This is a genomic window from Vagococcus zengguangii (genome assembly GCF_005145005.1).
In the GTDB taxonomy this organism is placed as follows: Bacteria; Bacillota; Bacilli; order Lactobacillales; family Vagococcaceae; genus Vagococcus_A; species Vagococcus_A zengguangii.
In genome coordinates this window covers 639,257-659,382 of sequence record NZ_CP039712.1, presented here as the reverse complement: position 1 = coordinate 659,382, position 20,126 = coordinate 639,257, and the positions used below count along the sequence as shown (strand labels likewise).

The following is a 20,126-nucleotide window of genomic DNA, read 5'->3' as shown; positions in this document are numbered from 1 at the left end:
AACCAATTTGTTAGTATTCTAGCAAATTGGTTTTTTTGTCCTCTAATCACCTTTTGATTATGAATTAAAGTGCCTTTTCTAAACCAAATCATTTTCCCTTTTCAGTTGATAAAGCTATAATATACATATAAAGAAAGCGTTTAAAAAACTAAAGGGAGTGAATTTATTGAAAAACTTTATCATTGAGCCTTCTTTTTGGGAAATTTTTCCTGATGCAGAAATTTATTTCTTACATTTACCCATTATAGATAATCACCACGATAACACCAAAGAAGCTTATCTTAATGAGCTTCTAAAAAAAGCGACACAAGAGGCCCAATACTTCTTACCTGATGAAAATTTTAGTCAAAATGATGTTATTCAAGAATGGCGGCAAGCCTTTTCTAAATTTAAAACTAAAAAAGGTGCGCGTTCATCCATTGAAGCCCTTCTAAAACGTGCAAATCAAGGTCATGAATTCCAATCTATTAATCCGCTTGTCGATCTTTATAACAGTATCTCACTAAAATATGCCGTACCATGCGGCGGGGAAGACTTTGATAAAATTGCTGGTGACTTCCATTTAGGAAAAGCTCAAGGTGGGGAACCCTTCTTTCCATTAGGTGCTGATACTGATGCACCGGCTTTACCAGAGGAAATTATTTATTACGATGATGATGGCGCCATTTGTCGCTGTCTAAATTGGCGTGAGGCTCAGCGTACAATGCTAACCGAAGAAACGACTGAGGCCATTCTTGTCATTGAAGCAATTAACGACTCACAACGTTCTAGAGCAAAAGAAGCCATTAATGAGCTTAAACAATTGAGTGACCATTACTTTAATATTTCAAATAGTAGCATTTTTTCATTAACTCAATCATCACCTAAGCATTCTATTGATTAAATTGCGCTATTCTATGGAATAAACAACATTAAGGAGGCATTATTATGACAATAGAAAGACATTATAATACCATTATCGTAGGAATTGATGGTTCAGAAAGTTCACACATTGCGTTTAAAGAAGCCGTTTCAATTGCAAAAATGTACCACGCAAAATTATTTGCTATCCATGTCATTAACAATATCGCTAATTACCTACCTGAAGACGCTTTAAACGCGCTTACTACCGAGGCAGAAGAGAACCTAGCCAATTTAAAAGAACAAGCAGAAAATAACGAGTTTAATGATGTCTTTACGCTAGTAGTAGAAGGCTCACCAAAAAAAATGCTGTCCTTAACCTTACCAACCGACTTAAAAGCCGATTTAATCGTTTTAGGCGCTACTGGTAAACATATGATTAGCGAAAGTGTGCTAGGTTCAATTGCACACTATGCAAGCTCAAACGCTCATTGTAGCGTGTTAATTGTTCGTCAATAATACACAAAAAAGCTTAGAGGAAAATTTCCTCTAAGCTTTTTAATTTATCTTAATCTTCGTTTACATTTAGAGCGTCTTCGGCAGCCATTTTAGCTTCGATATCGCTAATGCTATAAACGTTTTCGCTTGCTACTCCAACTTCTTTAGGCTCCATGTTACGGTATTTAGCCATACCTGTACCGGCAGGAATAATCTTACCGATGATAACATTTTCTTTCAATCCTAATAAAGTATCGCGTTTTCCGCGGATAGCAGCATCTGTTAACACACGTGTTGTTTCCTGGAATGACGCAGCTGATAAGAAACTGTTCGTTTCAATAGAAGCTTTCGTAATACCCATTAACACTGGACGTGCAGTCGCAGGAATACCACCTGAGATTAATGTTTGGTAGTTGCTTGCTTTGAAGTCCGCAATATCAACTAACGTACCAGGTAAGATATCAGTATCACCTGGATCCATTACACGAACTTTACGTAACATTTGTCGAACCATTACCTCTACGTGTTTGTCGCCAATTTCTACCCCTTGCATACGGTATACTTTTTGTACTTCACCTAATAGGTAAGTTCCAACTGAAATAACGTCGCGAACTTGTAATAATTGTTTTGGCTCAATTGAACCGTACATTAACGCATCACCACGATGAATTTCATCGCCCTCTTGAACTTTAAGTTTCGCAGTATAAGGGACAGTGTATGTTCTTGTATCTGTTTTACCAGTTACGGTGATTTCACGAGTACGTGTTGCTGGGTCTTCGCTAATTTCAGAAACAATACCTGTTACTTCAGTAATAACAGCTTGTCCTTTAGGGTTACGTGCTTCAAAGATCTCTTGGATACGAGGTAAACCTTGAGTGATATCATCACCGGCTACCCCACCGGTATGGAACGTACGCATTGTTAACTGAGTACCTGGCTCACCGATTGATTGGGCTGCAATAGTACCTACTGCTTCACCAACTTCAACTTCAGAACCAGTTGCCATGTTACGTCCGTAACATTTTTTACATACACCATGCGATGTATTACATGCAAAGACTGAACGGATGGTTAATTTTTCAATACCAGCTTCCATGATTGCTTTTGTTCTATCTTCGTCAATTAATTCACCTTTAGCCACTAACACTTCGCCAGTTTCTGGATGAATAACAGTCTTATGAGCATAACGACCTAACATACGCTCATCTAACGGTTCAATAATTTCATTACCTTCACGAATCGCTGAGATTTCTAAACCACGGTCAGTTCCACAGTCAGATTCACGAATAACAACATCTTGTGCTACGTCTACTAAACGACGAGTTAAGTAACCTGAATCGGCAGTCTTCAAGGCTGTATCGGTCATCCCTTTACGAGCACCATGGGTAGAGATAAACATCTCTAAAACGGATAATCCTTCACGGAAGTTAGAAACGATTGGTAATTCCATGATACGTCCACTTGGAGCGGCCATCAATCCACGCATACCCGCTAACTGCGTAAAGTTAGAGATATTACCACGGGCACCCGAGTCACTCATCATGAAGATTGGGTTACGGTCATCTAAAGTTTCCATCAGTTTCTTCTGAATTTCATCTTTAACTTTGTTCCACACACCAATTACGCGTTCATAACGTTCGTCATCTGTGATTAAACCACGACGGAATTGTTTTGTAACATTTTCAACTTGTTTGTGTGCTTCATCAATCATCGCTGCTTTTTCTTGTAATTTAGAAATGTCCGCAGCTCCTACTGTAATACCAGCATGTGTTGAATGAGTGTAACCTAAGTCCTTCATTCTATCTAACATACGTGATGTTTCAGTAATTTTGAAACGTTTGAAGACTTCAGCGATAATGTTACCTAAATGTTTTTTCTTGAATGGTAAGATAATTTCTTGTGCTTCGATAGCCGCTTTAATATCCGTACCTGGTTCAACAAAGTATTTATTTGGTGTTTCAACGACTAAGTTATAGTCAGTTGGTTCATTTAAGTATGGGAATTCTTTTGGCATAATTTCGTTGAACATGATTTTACCAACTGTTGTTAATAAAATACGATCTTTTTGCCATTCAGTAAATGGTTTGTCTTTAAGTGCTGATGTTTGTAAACCAACTCGTGTATGTAAATGCACATAACCATTCTTATAAGCTAAGATAGCTTCGTTCAAGTCACGGAATACCATTCCTTCACCTTCACGACCCGCTTCTTCCATTGTTAAGTAGTAGTTACCTAATACCATATCCTGAGACGGTGTAACAACTGGTTTACCATCTTTAGGGTTCAAGATATTTTGAGCCGCTAACATTAACAAACGAGCTTCTGCTTGCGCTTCATCGTTCAATGGAACGTGAACCGCCATTTGGTCTCCATCGAAATCGGCATTGTAGGCTTCACATACTAATGGGTGAAGACGAATAGCACGACCTTCAACTAAGACAGGTTCGAACGCTTGGATACCAAGTCTATGTAGAGTAGGTGCGCGGTTAAGTAAAACTGGATGTTCTCTAATAACATCTTCTAATACATCCCACACATCATCTTCTAAACGTTCGATTTTACGTTTAGCATTCTTAATGTTGCTTGCTAATTCACGTTGGACTAATTCACGCATTACGAATGGTTTAAATAATTCAATCGCCATTTCTTTTGGAAGACCACATTGGTACATCTTTAAGAATGGACCTACGACGATAACCGAACGACCAGAATAGTCAACACGTTTACCTAATAAGTTTTGACGGAAACGACCTTGTTTCCCTTTCAACATGTGAGAAAGAGATTTCAATGGGCGGTTACCAGGTCCAACAACTGGACGGCCACGACGACCATTATCGATTAAAGCGTCCACCGCTTCTTGTAGCATACGTTTTTCGTTTTGAACGATAATGTTTGGCGCCATTAAATCTAATAAGCGTTTCAAACGGTTATTACGGTTAATCACACGACGATATAAATCATTCAAGTCACTAGCCGCAAAACGTCCACCTTCTAATTGAACCATTGGACGTAAATCTGGAGGAATAACCGGGATTACATTCATAATCATCCATGCAGGATTGTTTCCTGATTGACGGAATGCTTCTAAAATATCTAGACGACGAACGGCACGCGTACGTTTTTGACCTGAAGCAGTTTTCAACTCTTCTTTAAGTTCTGCTACTTCTTTTTCTAAATCAACATTTTCAAGCAAGGTTTGAATCGCTTCTGCACCCATAGCAGCTTGGAAAGATTGACCGTATTGTTGACGTTTTTCGCGGTATTCGCGTTCTGTTAATAATTGTTTTTTCTCTAATGTTGTATCACCAGGCTCCGTAACAACGTATGAAGCAAAGTAGATAACTTCTTCTAACGCACGTGGGCTCATATCTAAGATTAGACCCATACGACTTGGAATACCTTTAAAGTACCAGATGTGAGAAACAGGAGCTGCTAACTCGATATGCGCCATTCTTTCACGACGTACTTTTGAGCGCGTTACTTCTACTCCACAACGGTCACAGACGATTCCTTTATAACGGATACGTTTGTACTTACCGCAAGCACATTCCCAGTCCTTGCTAGGACCGAAAATGCGTTCGCAGAATAAACCGTCACGTTCAGGTTTTAATGTACGATAATTTATTGTTTCAGGTTTTTTAACCTCACCATAAGACCAGCTTCTAATTTTTTCTGGAGAAGCTAAACCAATTTGCATACTTTCGAATTTATTTACATCGATCAAAAGGTGTTCCCTCCATTTCCTTCTTTAAAACACAGCACAATACAATTTGTTTGAACTAGTCTTTTTTCTCAGCATTTTTTTCAGCGTGCTCTTGAGCATACTTAGTTAATGCATCAACTGTAATCATGTCGTCTTCATCGTCGTCCATGTCGCGAAGTTCAATTTCTTGATCTTCAGCATCAAGTACACGCATATCTAGACCTAATGATTGTAATTCTTTCACTAATACGCGGAATGATTCAGGAACACCAGGTTTTGGAATTGGCTCTCCTTTAACAATCGCTTCATATGTTTTCACACGTCCAACAACGTCATCAGACTTGTAAGTTAAGATTTCTTGTAATGTGTAAGCCGCACCGTAAGCTTCAAGTGCCCAAACCTCCATCTCACCAAAACGTTGTCCACCAAATTGAGCTTTACCTCCAAGTGGTTGTTGCGTTACTAATGAGTAAGGTCCAGTAGAACGAGCATGTAACTTGTCATCAACCATATGAGCAAGTTTCAGCATGTACATCACACCAACAGAGATACGGTTATCGAAGGCTTCACCTGTACGTCCATCATAAAGAACTGTCTTAGCATCAGATGCCATTCCAGCTTCTTTAACTGTTTCCCAAACATCTTCTTCCGAAGCTCCATCAAATACTGGTGTTGCAACGTGGATGCCTAATTGACGAGCAGCCATACCTAAATGTAACTCTAATACCTGACCGATGTTCATACGTGACGGTACCCCTAATGGATTCAACATGATATCCACAGGTGTTCCATCTGGTAAGAATGGCATATCTTCTTCCGGCATAATTCGAGAAACTACCCCTTTATTACCGTGACGTCCGGCCATCTTATCCCCTTCATGGATTTTACGTTTTTGTACAATGTAAACACGTACTAACATGTTAACGCCAGGTGATAATTCGTCGCCACCTTCGCGTGTAAAGATTTTAACATCGTGAACGATACCGCCACCACCATGTGGTACACGTAATGAAGTATCACGAACTTCACGAGCTTTTTCACCGAAGATTGCATGTAATAAACGCTCTTCAGCTGATAATTCAGTTACCCCTTTAGGTGTTACTTTACCAACTAAGATATCTCCATCGACAACTTCAGCACCAATACGGATAATACCCATTTCGTCAAGGTTTTTAAGTGCATCTTCCCCAACGTTTGGAATTTCACGAGTAATTTCCTCAGGTCCAAGTTTAGTATCACGTGCTTCTGATTCGTATTCTTCAATATGAATCGATGTGTACACGTCATCTTTGACTAAACGACGGCTCATGATGATTGCATCCTCGTAGTTGTAACCTTCCCATGTCATGAAGGCAACTAAAACGTTTTGACCTAAAGCCATTTCGCCTTCTTCCATAGATGGTCCATCTGCTAATGTATCACCAGCATCAATCACTTCACCTAATTTAACGATTGGGCGTTGGTTGTAACACATACCTGCGTTTGAACGACGGAATTTTGTAACAGCATATTTATCTAAAGTACCGTTTGAACGACGAACACGAATTTCATTCGCATCAACAAATTCAACGACACCATCATGTTTTGCTACTAAAGCTGAACCTGAGTCATGGGCTGCTTTATATTCCATACCTGTACCAACGAATGGCGCACGTGGTTGGATTAAAGGAACCGCCTGACGCTGCATGTTCGCACCCATTAAGGCACGGTTAGAGTCATCGTTTTCCAAGAAAGGAATACATGATGTCGCAACCGCAACTACCTGTTTAGGAGAAACGTCCATGTAGTCAACTTTTTCAATTGAAACTTCTAAGTTATCACTTTGGATACGAGCCATTACAACATCGTTTACGAATGAGCCGTCTTCATTTAATGGTGAGTTCGCTTGCGCTACCATGTAATGATCTTCTTCATCCGCTGTTAAGTAATCAATTTGATCGGTTACTTTACCAGTTTTACGGTCAACACGACGATATGGTGTTTCGATGAAACCATATTTGTTGATTTTCGCATAACTTGACAAACTATTGATTAACCCGATATTTGGTCCCTCAGGCGTTTCAATCGGACACATACGACCATAGTGAGAATAGTGAACGTCTCGGACTTCATAACCAGCACGGTCACGAGTCAAACCACCAGGCCCTAAGGCAGATAGACGACGTTTATGTGTTAACTCACCAAGTGGGTTAGTTTGGTCCATGAACTGTGATAACTGAGAAGAACCAAAGAATTCTTTAATCGCAGCTACGACTGGACGAATGTTAATTAATTGTTGTGGTGTTAATGTGTCTGTATCTTGAATAGACATACGTTCACGTACCACACGCTCCATACGAGCTAAACCAATACGGAATTGGTTTTGTAATAATTCACCAACGGCACGAATACGACGGTTACCTAAATGGTCGATATCATCTGTTTGACCAACGCCTTCTTGTAAATTAAAGAAGTAGTTGATTTCAGCAATAATGTCAGCAGGTGTGATAACGCGTGTTTCATCTCCAATTTGACCGTTACCAATCACGTTAATCACGCGATCTGGGTCTTTAGGTGAGACTACTTTAATAACTTGAATCGTCATCGGATCAGTAATAACGCCATCTTCAGTTGGATAGTATGTTACGTTGTTTAAACCTTTATCTAAATGAGGTGCTAAATCAGCCATCACTTCATGTGTGATTTCAGTACCTTTTTCAACGATAATTTCACCAGTTTCAGCATCAACTAATGTTTCAGCTAACACTTGGTTTAATAAGCGTGTTTTTAAGCTTAGTTTTTTGTTTACTTTGTAACGACCTACAGCAGCTAAATCATAGCGTTTTGGGTCGAAGAAGCGAGTGTATAACAGACTACGAGAGCTGTCAGCTGTTTTGGGCTCACCTGGACGTAAACGTTCGTAAATGTCTTTTAATCCTTCTTCAGCACGAGAGTCTGAAGCGTTTTTGTGAATATCTTTTTCAATTGTTAAACGTAAGCTTTCGTTATCGCCTAACATTTCTAAGATAGTGTCATCAGAACCGTAACCTAGGGCACGAATTAAAACAGTTAAAGGAATTTTACGTGTACGGTCAATACGTACATAAGAAATATCTTTAGCATCTGTTTCTAATTCTAACCAAGCACCACGGTTAGGAATAACTGTTGTCCCAAAGCTTTCGCGACCATTTTTGTCTAATTTACTATGGTAGTATACACCTGGAGAACGAACTAACTGAGAAACGATAACACGTTCAGCACCATTGATGATGAATGTTCCCATTTCAGTCATTAGAGGGAAATCACCAAAGAATACTTCTTGTGATTTGATTTCGCCAGTTGCTTTGTTGTCTAATCGTAAGGTTACGTGAATAGGTGCAGAGTAGTTTGCGTCATGCGAACGAGCTTCTTCTACAGTATATTTTGGTTCTTTAAGTTCATATCCTACAAATTCTAACGATAATTTATCGCTAAAATCTTTAATAGGTAAGATATCCTCAAACATTTCTTTCAGTCCTTCTTTTAAGAACCATTCGTAAGAGTCTGTTTGAATTTCAATTAAATTTGGTAATTCTAGTACTTCACTGATCCTTGCGAAACTTCTTCTTTCGCGATGTTTTCCGTATTTTACTACGTGTCCAGCCAAGCTCTTCACCCCTTCTGTTTATTCCAAAACACCTAATGTTACAAAAACATTACAAATGTTAAGTTTATATTAATCCGTCATAGTTAGCCTAATTTAGGCAAAAAAAAACCAAAAATAGATCTTTATCTCATTTTTTTGTGAGTATCTATCTTTGCTTTGATATTTAGAAATGCTGAATGGACAATATTTCACCCAGCCTCCTGCTATTTTTAAAGCTAACATACGCGCCTATATATAGTATTATATTCCCGTTTTATTGTCAAGTAAATTCCGCTTATCAGAAATGTTTTCACTTTATTCACAAACAAAAAAATTGGTCCCAAAAAGGCACCAATTTTTTTGTGATGATACATAGCTACTCACCTAATATCAGACTAGGTGTCGCATTCAAATACATATCTGCTGTTTGTTCTTTGCTAATAGCTGCAAAGGCGGCTGAACCGATCATCGCAGCGTTATCTCCACACAACTTTAGTGGCGGGAATATCACCTTAACGTCTGGTAATTGCTGTTGCATCGTTTCCGTCATCGCATTTCTTAACCCTTGATTGGCAGCCACGCCACCTGCAACAATTAACTGCTTCACCTCAAAGTTTTGACAAGCACGAACTGTTTTATTCACTAAAACTTCTACGACACTTGCTTGAAAACTAGCTGCTAAATCAACCTTAGATAGTTCCTCACCTTTTTGTTCCGCATTATGAACACGATTAATAAACGAGCTCTTTAGCCCACTAAAACTAAAGTCATAATGATCTTCTTTAATCATCGCACGTGGAAAATGATAAACATCTTGTCCAATATGTGCCATTTCATCAATTTCTTTACCACTTGGGTATTTCAGGCCTAAAACACGCCCTACTTTGTCATAAGCTTCGCCAGCTGCGTCATCGCGTGTCTCACCGATAATTTCAAACTCGCCATCTGCTGGCATATAAACTAATTCCGTGTGGCCACCACTAACTAGTAACGCCATTAATGGAAACTGCATTTCTTCGACAAAACGCGCCGCATAAATATGGCCTGCCATGTGATTCACAGGAATTAATGGTAAGCCATTAGCAAAGGCAAACGCTTTGGCCGCACTTAAGCCAATTAACAGAGCACCCACTAATCCCGGCCCTTCTGTTACCGCAACAGCACTCAACTCCTCGACCGTTACCTTAGCTTCTACAAGTGCTTCATCTAAACACGAAATAATTTGCTCCACATGGTGACGACTTGCGACTTCAGGAACTACCCCTCCGAAACGTTGGTGGGACAACACTTGTGACGCTACAATATTAGATAATATTTTATTACCGTCTTCGACCACCGCAACACTCGTTTCATCACAGCTCGATTCAATCGCTAAAACTAGACGACGCTCTTTCGTAAATATTTCCATAAAAAGACCTCATTTCAATTCCTTCATTAATATCAAGCCGTTTTCTAACGGATGGTGATAGTAATTTTTTCTAGTACTTACTTCAACAAACCCTTGCTTCTGATAAAAAGCCCGTGCGAGTTGATTGCTTTCTCTGACTTCTAAAAAAATTTGCGCGACAGCTTGTGCTCCTAATTCAGTATCTAAACGCATCATTAACTGTCTACCCAGTCCTTGACCTTTATAAGCTGTCGCAATTGCTAGATTGTAAATTTCAGCTTCATCAAATAGCACCCGATACTGAAGATAACCGATTAGCTCATCATCAGCATTTTTTTCAAGTAACCACGAGGAAGAACCTTGTTCTAGATCCTCCACAAATTGTTGTAACGTCCACGGTGAACCATATTGAAAACTCTGTTGACTCACTTGCCACAAAGCGTGTGCGAGTTGTTGATTAGTCACTATGTCCACCTACCACTTCTTTGGTTAAAACCATCAAATACGCGTCTTCGCCATCACGATAATAGCTGTTTTTCGTCGTTGATAATTTGAATCCCAAAGATTTGTATAAACGCTGAGCTTTTTCATTACTTGCCCGAACTTCAAGCGTAATACTTGTCACTTGGTACCCTTCAGCAAACGCCAATAATTGTGTTATTAGCTCACTTCCAATTCCATTGCCTTGTAGCTCAGGTAAAACAGCCAAATTCGTTACGTGCGCATGACTTTCTTCAATACGAATACCACCAAATCCAACCAATTGACCTTGGCAATCAGCCACTAAATAATGAACGGGATGCTTACCATTTAATTCCGCTAAAAAGGCATAACGACTCCACGCTGCCCGGTCTGGGTAAACCGTCTTCTGAATAGCTTGTAACGTTTTGATTTCATCAAGGCGTACTGAACGATACGTAATGTGTGTTAACGCCGCAACCGTATCTTGAATCATAAAATGATCTTGTTTGATGACACGTTTAACCGTTTTTAGTAGATCAGACTTTTTCCACATAATCTTCCCTCAATACTGGATTAGTTTCTAACCATTTCTCTTCAGCTTCTACCAATTTTAGATACGTTGGAACAAGGCTTGAAGGATTCTCTAATTCTGTTGCATGATAGCCCATTTTGCCAAGAAAGGCGCTATTTAATACAGGATTTAACTCAAGCTGATAATTGGTTAATTCACTTGATGCGATAACTTGTGCTAGCCCTTCAGATAATTCCCCCACAAATATAATTGTTCCTGCTTCATTTTGCAGTTGTGCTACTAAAGTGGCTAGATCAATATGCTGATCATCCTTAATCGCCATAAGCTCTTGGCCTTGCCATTGATAAACTCCGGCATAGACATTCCCACGACGCGCGTCAAATAAAGGCACAATTAGTCCCGGTACTTTACCCACAGACGCCGCTAAATTAGCCAAGCTAGAAATCCCCACTAATTCAGCTTGCAACGTCCACGCTAATGTTTTAGCTGTTGTCACGCCAATACGCAACCCCGTATATGAACCTGGTCCTTTCGCTACGACAATACGGTCGATTTCTTTAGGACTCATTTTTATCTGTCCTAGTAAGGTTTCAATCATCGGCATTAACGTCACGCTATGATTTTTATTAACAGACGATGAATAACTGGCTAAGACGCGTTCATCTTCTAACACCGCTAGGCTTAATGTTTGATTTGATGTATCCAAACTTAATATTTTCATTCTCAATCGAGCCTTTCCTATATATTCTGACTAATTGTAGCACATTTCTTCAAAAAAATAATTAAAATATCATTCATTAACGATTGCATTAAAGTTGTGACAAACTCCTGTGCAATGATAAAATAACATAAACCATAGAATGGAGTGTGAATGAATGATAGTGAGTGTAACACTAAATCCAACCGTTGAATTAGTTTACGATTTAGAAAGTTTAAATATAAATGGGGTAACGAGAACCAATCACGTTAATAAATTTCCAAGCGGTAAAGGCTTAAATGTATCAAGAGTCGCAACCTTAATGGGATATGACAATATTGCTACTGGTTTATTAGGTGATAATTTAAAACAAGTGGTGGAATCTTCACTAGACGAAGATGGCATGCACCATCAGTTTTTCCAAATTAGTGGGCAAACACGTAATTCGGTGGCGGTTTTACATGATGGTCAGCAAACGGAAATTTTAGAAGAGGGGCCAACTATTACTGCTGACGAAGCGAACGCTTTTATTGAACATTATGATACATTGATTGCAGATGCTCAAGTCGTGGCACTCGCAGGGAGTCTGCCACAAGGTTTAACACCGGATTATTACATCGACTTAATGCACCGCGCTCAAAAAAAGCAAGCAAAAGTTATTATTGATGCTTCTGGTAGCACCTTAAAAGAAGTCTTAGCTTCTCCTATTAATCCATTTGCGATTAAACCTAACCTTGACGAAATCCAAGAATTATCTGGACAAACCATTGACACTCGTGACTATCAAGCCATTATTCAACTACTTGATGACGCCATTTTTGAAGGCATTGAATTAATCGTTATCTCAATGGGCGCTGATGGAGCGTTTGTAAAATACGGACAGCGTTACTTTAAAGCTAGTGTCCCTTCGATTGAAGTCGAAAACGCTGTTGGTAGCGGTGACTCAACGGTTGCTGGTATCGCTATTGCACTCGACCAAAACGAAGACATCGAAACATTGATTAAACGCGCGATGACGTTAGGAACGCTTAATGCATTAGAAAAACGAACAGGTTATGTTACCAAAGAAAATTATCCTAAATACTTTGATCAAACAACTGTAACTGAAATAAAGAGAACTTAGCCGCGGCTAAGTTCTCTTTTTTTGTTATTTAGTTAATAATGAGGTTGCCGCTTCATCTGCAATAATAATCACATCTTGATGGCGTTGTAGCACACTACTTGGTACATCTTCAGTAATTGGACCTTCAATTGTATTTTTAATCGCTTCAGCTTTTTTCTCGCCATAAGCTAGTAAAATAATTTTTTTAGCGGCCATAATTGATTTAATTCCCATTGAAATCGCATGTGTTGGTACATCTTCAATTTTTTCAAAGTTACGGCTGTTCGCTTCAATTGTTGATTCAGTTAATGCTACTTTCTGAGTCCCAGCTTCAAATGAAGAACCAGGTTCATTAAACCCAATATGCGCATTTTCACCGATTCCTAAAATTTGAATATCAACTGGATGAGCTTTTAAAACTTCATCATAACGTTGGCACTCCGCTTCAACGTCTGTCGCTAAACCATCTGGTAAAAAATTTTCTTTAAATGGTTTGACATTAAATAAATGTTCATGCATAAAATAATCATAGCTTTGATCATCAGATTTCGCTAAACCAATATATTCATCTAAGTTAACGGATGTAACTTCTGAAAAGTCTAAATCACTTTTAACAATTTCTTCATAAAAAGTAATTGGTGTGCTACCTGTAGCTAACCCTAATACGTTCACACGATTTGCTTGCATTTCTTCATTTAAAATTTCGAACGCTTTTTTTCCACCTTCAAATTGATCTTTAACAGTAATTAGTTGCATTTTTCAGACCTCCATAATAAACCTTTTTGGTATAGTCCAATCATATACCATTTATAGACCAATTGCAAGATTTTCGTATATAAAAATGTTAATATTCAAAAAAAAGTGTTGTAACTTTGAAAGCTACAACACTTTTACTAATGGTTTATTCTACTGTCACACTTTTGGCTAAGTTACGTGGTTTGTCAACATCTAAGCCACGTTCTAATGTTGCGTAGTAAGCTATTAACTGTGTCGGTAACACACTGATTAATGGTGCATATAACTCATGAACATGTGGTAACACTAAGGCATCATGTTCTTGTTCTAACCCTTCCATCGAGATAATACATGTTTTAGCCCCACGGCTTTCCACTTCTTGCACATTACTTCTTGTTTGCAAGTTCGTATGAGCCGCTGTGATTAATGCAAAGACTGGTGTGTTTTCTTCAATCAAGGCAATGGTCCCGTGTTTCAATTCACCAGAAGCGAAGCCTTCACATTGAATGTATGAAATTTCTTTTAATTTTAAAGCCGCTTCAAGTGATACACAATAATCATTCCCACGACCAATATAGAAAGCATTGCGAGCTTCTAACAACATGTCATGAACGATTGTTTGTAAGTGATGGTCACTATTTAAAAAGCTGTCCATTTGGTTCGCTACTAGACTTAATTCATTCTTCAAGTTAAAGTTTTGAGCAGCTGTAATCCCTTTTTGCATACCGACTGCATTGGCTAAAATAGATAAAACCGCAATTTGAGCGGTGTAGGCTTTGGTTGAAGCAACCGCAATTTCAGGACCAGCATGTAATAACATTGTATAGTTTGCTTCACGTGATAACGTTGAACCTGCAACGTTAGTCACCGTTAAAGCTGGGTAACCTAGTTCGTTCGTTTTGACTAATACTTGACGGCTATCGGCTGTTTCTCCACTTTGGCTAATGTAGATGAACAATGGTTTTTCAGATAGTAATGGTGTATTGTAACCAAACTCGCTTGCTAAATGAACTTCAGTTGGAATACCTGCTAATTTTTCTAACATGTTTTTCCCAACTAAACCGGCATGCCAGCTAGTACCACATGCGATAATGTAAATACGATCAGCTTCTGTCACCGCTTCGACGATTGCCGGATCAACGACTACTTCGTCTTGCTCATTCACGTAGTTAGCTAAAATATTACGCATCACAGCTGGTTGTTCTTCGATTTCTTTTAACATGTAATGTTCGTAAGTGCCTAAAGCTAAATCATTAGCTGTAATTGAAAATTCAATCGCCTCACGTTCTTGTGCTTGACCAGCTAGATCTTCAATCGTAATGCCTGCTTTTGTTACGGTCACCATTTCTTTATCTTTAATTTCAACAAATTTATTGGTTAACTCGATTAAGGCTAAGGCATCAGAACACACACCATTAAAGTCTTCACCAGTTGCAACTAATAATGGGCTTTTGTTTTTAGCAACGTATAATACTTCTGGTTCTTCTTTGTCGGCTAAAGCAAACGCATATGAACCATCCACGATTGTTAGAGCTTTTTTAAACGCTTCTTTAGCTGATAAGTTTTCTTCTTCAGCGATTTTAGCGACTAAGTGAACGACCATCTCTGTGTCAGTTTCACCTTGTAACCACTCGTCTTTAATGTATTCATCTTTAATTTCTTTAAAGTTTTCAATCACGCCGTTGTGTACTAATACGAAACGACCGTTGTATGAAGTATGAGGGTGCGCGTTTTCAGTTTTTGGTTTACCGTGCGTTGCCCAACGTGTATGACCAATCCCACGGAACCCTGTCACGTCACCTGTTTTTTCGATTTCTTGACGTAAGTCGTTAATACGACCTTTTGTTTAACGGTGAAGCTTGCTGCGCCTCACATAAACACCCGCTGAGTCATAGCCTCGATATTCTAAGTGACTTAAACCGTTCACTAAACCTTCAGTAACATTTTCTAATCCAATTAATCCTACGATTCCACACATTTCTTTTCCAACTTTCATCTATAAATTTTAAAATGTGTTTCTAGTGGGTGATTTCTTTTTGTGGTTACTTTCAGTAAGTTTTGTTAGAAATCTTAGGAGTCCACTCCCCGAGAACTACCCGCCGAATTTTCGATAAGTTCCTCCTCGTCCTCTGTCTTTTCAAAACAGAGCTGGCGCTATCCAATTGGTCTACACCTATCCTCCTTCAATATTTCTTAGAAACATTAAATCATAATAAAACCAACCTTTGTCAAACCTTTCTTAAAATTGGTATAGGTCATTCTGCTGACTTCTATAATAAAAGACAGTTATTTAACCAAACTGTCTTTATTGTTTCTCTGTATTTTTTTTTTTCTATATTAAGTGTCATTGGATCAAACACAACGCTAGATGGCCGTAAACTACCACCAAAATAAGCACGTGACTTATCAAATGTTGCAGTTTCAAAATACTTGCCCCAACCATGCGTATCCGCAATATTATACGATAAATTCACAACCCAGCCTTTACTCGCTTGATATTCTAACTGATTAATTTTTCCATATTTAATATAAAATTCCTCAGGGGTTTCAAATTCTTCAAAATCGGCTGAAGAACCTGCTTCTAGATATTTTTTGTTCCCACGTGAAAGTTGTCATTTAAGTTATGCTCCAATTGCTCTTTACCATATGATTCAGGTAAATTAGCAAACTGCAACGCAATCTTAAACTCTCATCTTGTTTCTTTTCAATTCTTCAATTGTTAGCTGATATGGGTCATTTTCCGCTCCAAAAGTTTTAGGAAATTGCTCATTTAAACCAACAATTGCAAGTGCCACTAGCTCATTGGCAACCTCAATATTGACGTGTAAGTTGGCGTAATCCAACTCTAAATCAGTATCAGACATTTTATTGGGGATAATCGCACGATACGATGCGACATCTTCCGTTGCGGTAGTGTATTGTTCAACTAAAGCACCAGACAATTCTTTAGGTACAATATATTCTTGTTGCTGATCTTTCGTAAATAACTGAAAGTTTGCCCATGCTGCCCTAATCCCTGTTCCTTTAGGTTGGCTCACTTGATAATCTATTACGGAGACTTCACGACCTTTTGTCACTTTGGTAATTGTGGCTTGATATAGTCCTTGATTAGTCTAACTGTTTGGTGAACATCCATAGCTTGTCCTTTGGTCGGTAATTGTTCAAGCGAAATATCCGTCGCTAACTTACCAGAAGGGGTCTCGATTTCTAAAGGAATAGTCAGGTTTTTGGGTAAATTTTCATCGGATAAGTTGATTAAAAAATAGCCATCATAAACGTTATCCTGTTCATCATTTTGTTTCAAATCGGGGATAACTTCTCCTTTAATGGCTTGACCATTTATTTCAGGAATTTTGGGATGTAGCGTTTCGATTGATTGACCATCACTTGCTTTTTTATCGACTACTTGATAAACAATTCCAACTCTAGACGTATCATAATAAGCACCTAAGACTTGTAAGATAAAATGTTCATTTTCAACTGTGCCTAATGTGGCGCGTCTTTAGTTAATTCAGCCCCAAATGGATCGCCAAATTTCTGATAGAGTTTTCCCACACCAGGAATATCCGCTAATACTTGAGCAACAGACGGTACGATGAACCCACTAATACCAATAAAAGCTATCGCTACAGCCACAAATGATACCCATTTAATCCTTTTTTTGATTCGAAATTGCTTTGAGGTTCCTTTTGAGATACCTAATTGAATAGCTTGAGTCACCGCTTCTTCGGGTACCGTTATTGTTTCAATAGTTGATTTAATCAATTTTTCTTTCATATCCACCTTCTCCTTCTAATTGTTCTTTTAGCTGTTGACGACCACGAAATAAATTGGTCTTAATTGTTCCTTCCGGTTTGGCGAGGACTTGACTAATTTCTTTGATACTTAAATCATGATAATAGTGCAAAATCAGGACCTCTTTATAATCTGATTTCAAGTGGTTAAGGCTTTCGATAAGTGTTAATTTCGTATCTAATTGGTTATCACTTGCGACACTCTGTTCAAAAATACTAGGTGCTATTTCATCATCAAGATAGACTATTTTAGCTTTTTTTCGTTGTTGTTCCAAAGCAGTGTTAATCAAAATTCTAATTAACCATGTTTTGAAATAAGCTGGTTCTTTTAAATTTTTAATTGAGTTGAAAGCCTTATATGCCGTATCTTGCACAATATCTAAACTATCTTGTTGATTGCCGGCATATAAATAAGCGGTTCGATACAGTTGCTCTTGATGAGCGATTAATAATTCTTCGAACGCTTTAGCATGACCTCGCATCGCTTTTTTGACTAACTTTTCCATAAATTTTTTTCTCAACTTTCTAGCGCTTTATTTCGTATACACCTATTAGACTAGTATAGAGCTAAAAAAGGTTCAAAAATAGTTGCTTTTTAGAAAAAACCATAAAAAAGTCGTACAACACTTGATAGAACAAGCATCATACGACACAAAATTTTATAATCCCTTTATAGTTTAAAAAAAGACAATCCCAGCTGAGATTGTCTTCTGTTATTATTTCTTAAATTGTTCTTTACGTGTTTTACGATCCGCACGTGCTTTCGTACGATTAGTAATTTTACGTTTCTTACGTTCCTTCTTCTGTAATTGCCCATTTAATTTTTTTCTTGTAGCCCTGGTTTTACTTTTTTCTTTTCTTTTTAACCATGCCTTTAATTTTTGGATCAATCTCACAGCCGTTTGTTTTTTCACGTTTTTCACGACGGTTACGGTCATATGTGTCGACTAACTCACCTTTACGGAATTCTTTTGGTTTAAATGAAATACCCATTTTTTCCAAGTGAATAATGGCTTGCTCATCACCTGGTTCGTAAAGTGTAATTGCCGTTCCTTCTAAACCAGTTACGGCCAGTACGTCCGACACGGTGAATGAAGAATTCTAATTCTTTTGGTACTTCGGCATTGACAACGTGTGACACACCTTCAATATCGATACCACGTGCTGCTAAATCAGTTGCAACAACGTATTGGAATTCTAAGTTTTGAACTTGTTCATCACACGTTTACGTTCACGTGGAGGTAAATCTCCATGAATTTTTGCCACTTTAAGCCATTTTGTTTTAAGTAGTCCGTAATGTCATCGACACGTGATTTCGTATTTGCAAACACAATCGCTAAGTAAGGTTGACCAACAATGTAATAAATCATAAATTAATTTTATTTGAGTCTTTCCCTTTTGTAGAAATTACCAGTTATCAATCGTATCTGAAATAACCGTTTTAGATTCTACCACTTCGATTAATGGGTTTTTCCATATATTTTTTTCAAAAATGGTTTTAAGTTTTCTGGAATCGTTGCTGAGAAAACTAACATTTGTAAACTATCTGGTAACGTCCAGCGATTTGATCGACTCATTTAAGAATCCCTATCTAATGTCATATCAGCTTCATCGACAACAAAACGCCGATGCTGTATGAATTTTAACGCTTTGTTCGTTGATCATATCTAAAATACGACCGGGCGTTCCAATCACGATATGTGGTTGTTTGTTGCCTAATTTGTCAACTGACGTTGTTTATCAGTTCCCCCAACGAAAATTGAGACACGAATTTCCTCTTCGCTATATTCTGCCATCTAAACAGCTGCTTGATAAATTTGGTTCGCTAGCTCACGACTTGGGCTGTAATAACTAATTGTACCTCATCTTTAGCTACTTCTAACTTCACTCATTAAAGGTATAAGAAGGTATGAGTTTTTCCTGAACCAGTTTGTGATTGACCGACAACACTACGTCCCTTAAGAATGACGGGATTAAACGAGCTTGTACTTCCGTTGGTTCTTTAAAACCTTTTGCCTTCTATGCCTTTTTATTAAAAAGTCTGCTAAATTCATTTGATTAAATGTTCCCATACTTTTCACTCTATTTCCTTTCATTGTTCCCGTAGCATTATAGCATAAATTTGACTATAACGAAAACATTCGAGTGACTTCTTTGCAAAATCAGACACTTGGTTCGTATAATGAAAAGCAAATAATAGGAAAAGAGCTTTTGACGATGAAATTAACAATTCGAAAACGAATGATTAAAGAAATACCTGCCTTGAAGTCGTGCCTAGCGAACTTCTTCTAAACAGCTACCACTCGTCATTTTTTATCACGGTTGGCAAACGAGTAAAGAACTGCTTTTGACGCAAGCTCGCAAAATCGCTCAAAAAGGTTACCGAGTCATTTTTACCCGATGCAATGTTTCATGGAGATCGTAAAAAATGGGAACGTTCCTCGATTCCTTCTTTTACCTTTTGGACGAGTATTCAATATAATATTATGGAATTTAATGTGATTGTTGACTATTTCAAAACAATGATTGGCTTGGGGACTTTCCCGTTATTGTCGGGGGGTATTCAATGGGTGGCATTACGACCGCTGCCTTAATGCGCCAACATCCTGAGATTGCTCTAGGTACGATTATTATGGGAACACCGACGCCTAATAGTTACTTTAATCACATGCAAGCGCGCATGAAAAACGAGCGTGGGATTAAGGTGGCACCTGACTTGATTCGCCTATTAAATTGGTTACCTGACTATGATTAGGTTTAGCACCTGAAACA

14 protein-coding genes and 3 pseudogenes are annotated in these 20,126 nt (G+C 38.2%); 4 read left to right on the top strand and 13 right to left on the bottom strand.

Annotated elements, in window-relative coordinates; all coding sequences use genetic code 11:
- Nucleotides 1-166: 166 nt before the first annotated feature.
- Together FA707_RS03165 and FA707_RS03160 are read left to right on the top strand one after the other, a co-directional pair.
- A complete protein-coding gene (locus FA707_RS03165; protein ID WP_246032340.1) occupies nucleotides 167-883 on the top strand; it encodes a B3/B4 domain-containing protein in 717 nt (238 codons plus the stop codon).
- A 44-nt stretch (nucleotides 884-927) separates the two neighbouring features.
- A complete protein-coding gene (locus FA707_RS03160) occupies nucleotides 928-1,359 on the top strand; it encodes a universal stress protein (protein ID WP_136952858.1) in 432 nt (143 codons plus the stop codon).
- A 49-nt stretch (nucleotides 1,360-1,408) separates the two neighbouring features.
- On the opposite strand, the gene rpoC is transcribed toward FA707_RS03160, so the two are convergent.
- The 6 genes and pseudogenes from rpoC to tsaB all read right to left on the bottom strand — a co-directional run bounded on the left by rpoC (nucleotide 1,409) and on the right by tsaB (nucleotide 11,747).
- On the bottom strand, nucleotides 1,409-5,062 hold the full coding sequence (gene rpoC, locus FA707_RS03155) for a DNA-directed RNA polymerase subunit beta' (RefSeq protein WP_136952857.1): 3,654 nt from the start codon (nucleotides 5,060-5,062) through the stop codon (nucleotides 1,409-1,411).
- A gap of 61 nt (nucleotides 5,063-5,123) precedes the next feature.
- Nucleotides 5,124-8,666 (bottom strand): annotated as a pseudogene (rpoB, locus tag FA707_RS03150) (DNA-directed RNA polymerase subunit beta); the annotation flags it as partial.
- Nucleotides 8,667-9,021: 355 nt separating this feature from the next.
- Nucleotides 9,022-10,053, bottom strand: a complete 1,032-nt coding sequence (tsaD, locus tag FA707_RS03145; protein WP_136952855.1) for a tRNA (adenosine(37)-N6)-threonylcarbamoyltransferase complex transferase subunit TsaD — start codon at nucleotides 10,051-10,053, stop codon at nucleotides 9,022-9,024.
- Nucleotides 10,054-10,062: 9 nt separating this feature from the next.
- Nucleotides 10,063-10,497 carry a ribosomal protein S18-alanine N-acetyltransferase gene (gene rimI / locus FA707_RS03140; protein WP_154299929.1) on the bottom strand — a complete coding sequence of 145 codons (435 nt, stop codon included), beginning with the start codon at nucleotides 10,495-10,497 and terminating at the stop codon, nucleotides 10,063-10,065.
- Nucleotides 10,490-11,047, bottom strand: coding sequence for a ribosomal protein S18-alanine N-acetyltransferase (gene rimI, locus FA707_RS03135; RefSeq protein ID WP_136952853.1), 558 nt, complete (start codon nucleotides 11,045-11,047; stop codon nucleotides 10,490-10,492). The genes rimI (FA707_RS03140) and rimI (FA707_RS03135) overlap by 8 nt, the downstream gene beginning before the upstream one ends.
- On the bottom strand, nucleotides 11,031-11,747 hold the full coding sequence (gene tsaB, locus FA707_RS03130) for a tRNA (adenosine(37)-N6)-threonylcarbamoyltransferase complex dimerization subunit type 1 TsaB (protein ID WP_136952852.1): 717 nt from the start codon (nucleotides 11,745-11,747) through the stop codon (nucleotides 11,031-11,033). The genes rimI (FA707_RS03135) and tsaB overlap by 17 nt, the downstream gene beginning before the upstream one ends.
- A 154-nt stretch (nucleotides 11,748-11,901) precedes the next feature.
- Between tsaB and FA707_RS03125 the strand changes: the two genes are divergently transcribed.
- Entirely contained in the window at nucleotides 11,902-12,846 is a 945-nt protein-coding gene (locus tag FA707_RS03125; protein ID WP_136952851.1) for a hexose kinase, read from the top strand.
- Between the two features lie 24 nt (nucleotides 12,847-12,870).
- Here the strand turns inward: FA707_RS03125 and nagB are convergent, their stop codons facing one another.
- The 7 genes and pseudogenes from nagB to FA707_RS03085 form a co-directional block, all read right to left on the bottom strand.
- Nucleotides 12,871-13,581, bottom strand: a complete 711-nt coding sequence (gene nagB, locus FA707_RS03120; protein ID WP_136952850.1) for a glucosamine-6-phosphate deaminase — start codon at nucleotides 13,579-13,581, stop codon at nucleotides 12,871-12,873.
- 145 nt (nucleotides 13,582-13,726) lie between these two features.
- Nucleotides 13,727-15,538: pseudogene (gene glmS, locus FA707_RS03115) on the bottom strand (glutamine--fructose-6-phosphate transaminase (isomerizing)).
- Nucleotides 15,539-16,241: 703 nt separating this feature from the next.
- Nucleotides 16,242-16,598: a hypothetical protein gene (locus FA707_RS03105; RefSeq protein ID WP_168177332.1), complete on the bottom strand. Its 357-nt coding sequence runs from the start codon at nucleotides 16,596-16,598 to the stop codon at nucleotides 16,242-16,244.
- 35 nt (nucleotides 16,599-16,633) lie between these two features.
- Nucleotides 16,634-16,864, bottom strand: a complete 231-nt coding sequence (locus FA707_RS03100) for a hypothetical protein (RefSeq protein ID WP_136952847.1) — start codon at nucleotides 16,862-16,864, stop codon at nucleotides 16,634-16,636.
- Between the two features lie 182 nt (nucleotides 16,865-17,046).
- Nucleotides 17,047-17,337, bottom strand: coding sequence for a DUF4179 domain-containing protein (locus FA707_RS03095; protein ID WP_136952846.1), 291 nt, complete (start codon nucleotides 17,335-17,337; stop codon nucleotides 17,047-17,049).
- Nucleotides 17,318-17,860 (bottom strand): sigma-70 family RNA polymerase sigma factor, encoded by a 543-nt coding sequence (locus FA707_RS03090; protein ID WP_136952845.1) that lies wholly within the window; start codon nucleotides 17,858-17,860, stop codon nucleotides 17,318-17,320. The genes FA707_RS03095 and FA707_RS03090 overlap by 20 nt, the downstream gene beginning before the upstream one ends.
- Nucleotides 17,861-18,070: 210 nt before the next feature.
- Nucleotides 18,071-19,370, bottom strand: a pseudogene (locus FA707_RS03085) (DEAD/DEAH box helicase); the annotation flags it as partial.
- A 550-nt stretch (nucleotides 19,371-19,920) separates the two neighbouring features.
- On the opposite strand from FA707_RS03085, the gene FA707_RS10540 reads away from it, so the two are divergent.
- Nucleotides 19,921-20,109, top strand: coding sequence for a hypothetical protein (locus tag FA707_RS10540; protein WP_246032339.1), 189 nt, complete (start codon nucleotides 19,921-19,923; stop codon nucleotides 20,107-20,109).
- Nucleotides 20,110-20,126 lie beyond the last annotated feature (17 nt).